This window comes from Schnuerera sp. (genome assembly GCF_035459645.1).
In the GTDB taxonomy this organism is placed as follows: domain Bacteria; phylum Bacillota; class Clostridia; order Tissierellales; family Tepidimicrobiaceae; genus Schnuerera.
On the sequence record NZ_DATHXO010000082.1, the window covers coordinates 1 to 4,351 of the forward strand.

Annotated in this window: 3 protein-coding genes; all 3 read left to right on the forward strand. The window is 31.5% G+C overall.

All coding sequences use genetic code 11. The features are described from left to right. Nucleotides 1–1,298, forward strand: a 1,298-nt coding sequence (locus tag VK998_RS02050; RefSeq protein WP_325224927.1) for a UPF0182 family protein, incomplete at its 5' end; no start/stop codon positions are given. Nucleotides 1,299–1,654: 356 nt separating this feature from the next. Then, nucleotides 1,655–3,001 (forward strand): beta/alpha barrel domain-containing protein, encoded by a 1,347-nt coding sequence (locus tag VK998_RS02055; protein WP_325224929.1) that lies wholly within the window; start codon nucleotides 1,655–1,657, stop codon nucleotides 2,999–3,001. 21 nt (nucleotides 3,002–3,022) lie between these two features. Next, nucleotides 3,023–4,351 (forward strand): aconitate hydratase (locus VK998_RS02060; RefSeq protein ID WP_325224931.1); only part of this gene is annotated, 1,329 nt, incomplete at its 3' end.

Below are 4,351 nucleotides of genomic sequence, written 5' to 3' on the forward strand. Positions count from 1 at the left end.
CAGAAGGGTCAGACAACAAAGAGACTATATATGAAGGGAACGCTGGAATTGAGCTTGGTGGTATCAACCGGTTATTATATGCAATAAAGCAAAAGAGTATAAAGATATTAATATCTAACAATGTAAATTCTGATAGTAGAATAATAATGTATAGAAATATAAATGAACGAATAAGAAAAATTGCTCCATTTATTGAATATGATGACAATCCTTATATTGTTCTAAATCAAGATGATGGAAGATTATATTGGATTATAGATGGATATACAGCTAGTGATAAATATCCGTATTCAAAGCCTTTTTCTGAAGAGATTAATTTAAATTATATAAGGAATTCAGTGAAGGTTGTAGTAGACGCATATAATGGTGATGTAAAATATTATATATTTGATGAAACAGATCCATTAATTCAAACTTATAGAAAGATATTTCCAAATTTATTTTTAGATAAGTCTGAAATGCCTTCAGGAATAATGGAACATACTAGGTATCCAACTACATTGTTTAATATACAAGCAGATATGTATAAAACCTACCATGTAAGTAATCCTATGGTATTTTATAATGAGGAAGATTTATGGGATATAGCTCAAGAAAAGTATATGGAGTCAGTTCAATCAGTAGAACCTACCTACTTGATGTTCAAACTTCCTGAAGAGGATTTTGTCGAATTTTTGTTAACTGTACCTTATACACCAAAAACTAAACCAAATATGTCTTCCTTGTTTGTAGCTAGGAATGATGGTGATGATTATGGAAAACTATTTATTTATAAATTTCCAAAGGGAAAAACTATTGATGGCCCATTGATGATAGAATCACGGATAGATCAAAATACTGATATATCTGAACAATTAACTTTATGGAGCCAACAAGGTTCTAAAGTATTGAGAGGAAATGTAATAATAGTGCCTATTGAAAATTCATTATTATACGTAGAACCTATATATCTACAGGCAGATAATGAAAATAGTCTTCCAGAAATGAAAAGGGTCATAGTGGCTTTCAGAGATGATATGATTATGGCTAAAAGTTTAGACGAGGCACTGACAAAAATATTTGGAGAAACAGAAATAGAGGCTGAACCTATCCAAGAAGAAGACATAGAAGATGATACAGAACAAGAAAAAACTCCTGAAGAAATAGTCGACGAAAGCACAATGGAACTAATTAAAAAAGCCACCGAACTATTCAACAATGCAAAAGAAGCATCCCAAGAAGGTAATTGGGCTGAGTATGGAAAGTATATAGATGAGTTGGAAAAAATATTGAATAAATTAAAAACATCTTCTAATTAGAAGATGTTTTTAATTTGTAAAAAACTATTATTTTTAATCCCCTTTACTTTGATGTAATGATAAAAAACAAATAAATGCAAGAAAAAAATAAAAACTTGCAAAAACATATTGCTATTATTTTAACTTTGTGTTAGAATAAATTCAATTATTATTTTCCAATTTAAAATACACATATATAATATATGCAAGAATGCCGGTGAAAAACATAAATACAAAGGTTAAATTGATTAATAGCTAAAACTATTGACTAGTTTGTTGAATTAATTTATCAAAGTTGCTAGAAAAGGACAAAATTTAAAAAAATGAAACAAATAAACAAAAACTTGCAAAATAAAAATATTAAGGGGGAGTAGCAAATGAATTATAAGGTAATCGATACTTTGAGACCAAATCTATTTAAGGATGTATTTCCTTATTCTGAAATTCCAAAGATTAAATTTAACAATATCCAATTACCTATGGAAATTCCAGAGGATATATGGATTACAGACACAACTTTTAGAGATGGACAACAGTCTATGGAAGCTATGACAGTAGACCAGATGGTAAGGATATTTGACTATCTTCATGAATTGGACAATGGGTCAGGTATTATTAGGCAAACAGAGTTTTTTTTGTATTCAGAAAAGGATAGAAAAGCAGTAGAGAAATGTATGGCAAAAGGATATGATTTTCCACAAATAACTTCATGGATTAGAGCAAATAAAGAGGATTTTAAACTGGTGAAATCCATGGGAATAAAGGAAACTGGAATACTTATGTCCTGTTCTGATTATCATATTTTTCATAAACTAAATATGACTAGAAAGGAAGCAATCCATACATATCTGACTATTGCAGAAAGTGCATTGGAAAATGGTATTACTCCAAGATGCCATTTTGAAGATATAACTAGAGCAGATTTTTTTGGATTTGTGGTACCATTAGCTAAAAGTTTGATGGAATTATCTAAGAAATATAATATACCTGTAAAAATAAGGGCTTGTGATACTTTAGGCGTTGGTATACCTTATGTAGGAGTAGAATTACCACGATCAGTGCCTGCTATTATTCACGGTTTAAGATATTACTGTAATGTACCTTCAGCTTCCATAGAATGGCATGGGCATAATGATTTTAATAATGTAGTTGTAAATTCTACTACATCTTGGCTATATGGAGGGGCTTCGGTAAATAGTACATTATTTGCAATTGGGGAGAGAACAGGAAATTGTCCTTTAGAATCTATGATATTTGAATATGGGCAAATTAAAGGGAACACTAAAAGCATGAATCTTAAAATTATTGCAGATATAGCAGATTATTTTGAAAGGGAATTGAATTATAAAGTACCAGCTAGGACTCCTTTTGTAGGTAGTGAGTTCAATGTTACTAGAGCTGGCATTCATGCTGATGGAATGCTTAAAAACAAAGAGATATATAATAGTTTTGATACGGAGAAAATTTTAGGTAGGGCACCTTTAGTAGCGGTAAACTCTTATTCTGGATTAGCTGGGATTGCTGCATGGATTAATGGATATTTTAGATTGGATGATAAAAACAAAATCGATAAAAAAGATACTAGAATTATTGCCATAAAAAAATGGATTGACGATGAATATGCAAAGGGAAGGACCTCAAATATTAGAAATGATGAATTAAAAGAATTAGTTTTTAAATGTATTCCTAATATTTTAAACAATGAACAAAATAAAGCAATTTAGACAAGGACTGGAGGAATATAAATGGGTTTAACAGTAGCAGAAAAAATCATTAATAAGCATTTAATAAATGGAGAATTAAAAAAAGGTAAGGAAATAGGATTAAGAATAGATCAAACTTTAACCCAAGATTCTACTGGCACCATGGCTTATTTACAATTTGAAGCTTTAGGTATAGATAAAGTGAAGACTAAAAAATCAGTAGCTTATATCGATCATAATTTGTTGCAAACAGGGCCAGAAAATGCAGATGATCATTTATATATACAAAGTATAGCAAAAAAATATGGAATATACTTTTCTAAGGCTGGAAATGGAATATGTCATCAGGTCCATTTAGAAAGGTTTGGAGTACCTGGTGAAACTTTACTAGGTTCCGATAGCCATACGCCAACTGGTGGAGGACTAGGAATGTTGAGTATTGGTGCTGGTGGACTTGATGTAGCAGTGGCTATGGCTGGTGGAGCCTACTATATTGACATGCCCCAGATTGTAAAAGTCGAGTTAAAAGGAAGATTAAGTACTGGTGTATCAGCCAAAGATATTATATTAGAGGTTTTAAGAAGATATAAGGTTAAAGGGGGATTAAATAAAATATTTGAATATACGGGTGAAGGTATTAAAACTTTATCTGTACCTGAAAGAGCAACTATAACTAATATGGGAGCAGAATTAGGTGCTACTACTTCAATTTTTCCATCTGATGAGGTGACGTATAGGTTTTTGAAAGCCCAGGGAAGAAAAGAAGATTATACTAAAATAGAAGCTGATGAAAATGCACATTATGATGAAATTATAGTTATAGATTTAGAACAATTAGTGCCCTTAATAGCTTGCCCCCATAGTCCAGATAATGTAGTACCTGTAATGGAAATGGAAAATATAAAGGTAGATCAGGTAGCCATAGGAAGTTGTACCAATTCTTCTTATGTGGATATGATGAAGGTAGCAAAGATATTAGAAGGGAAAACTATAGCTGAGAATGTTTCTTTGGTTATTTCCCCTGGTTCTAAGCAAGTGTTGAATATGTTAGCTGAAAATGGAGCTTTAGCAAAACTTATTTCATCAGGTGCCCGAATACTGGAGTCTGGATGTGGGCCTTGTATCGGTATGGGCCAATCTCCTAATACCAATGGAGTTTCTTTAAGAACCTTTAATAGAAATTTCAAAGGAAGGTCAGGCACTATATCTGCTAATGTATATCTAGCAAGTCCAGAAGTTGCAGCTGTTTCTGCTTTAACAGGATTTGTTACTAATCCCCAAAATCATGTTGGAGATTTCAATATAGAAATGCCAGAAAAATTTTTGATTAATGACAATTTAATAATCAGTCCTGCAAAAAATATGGAAGAT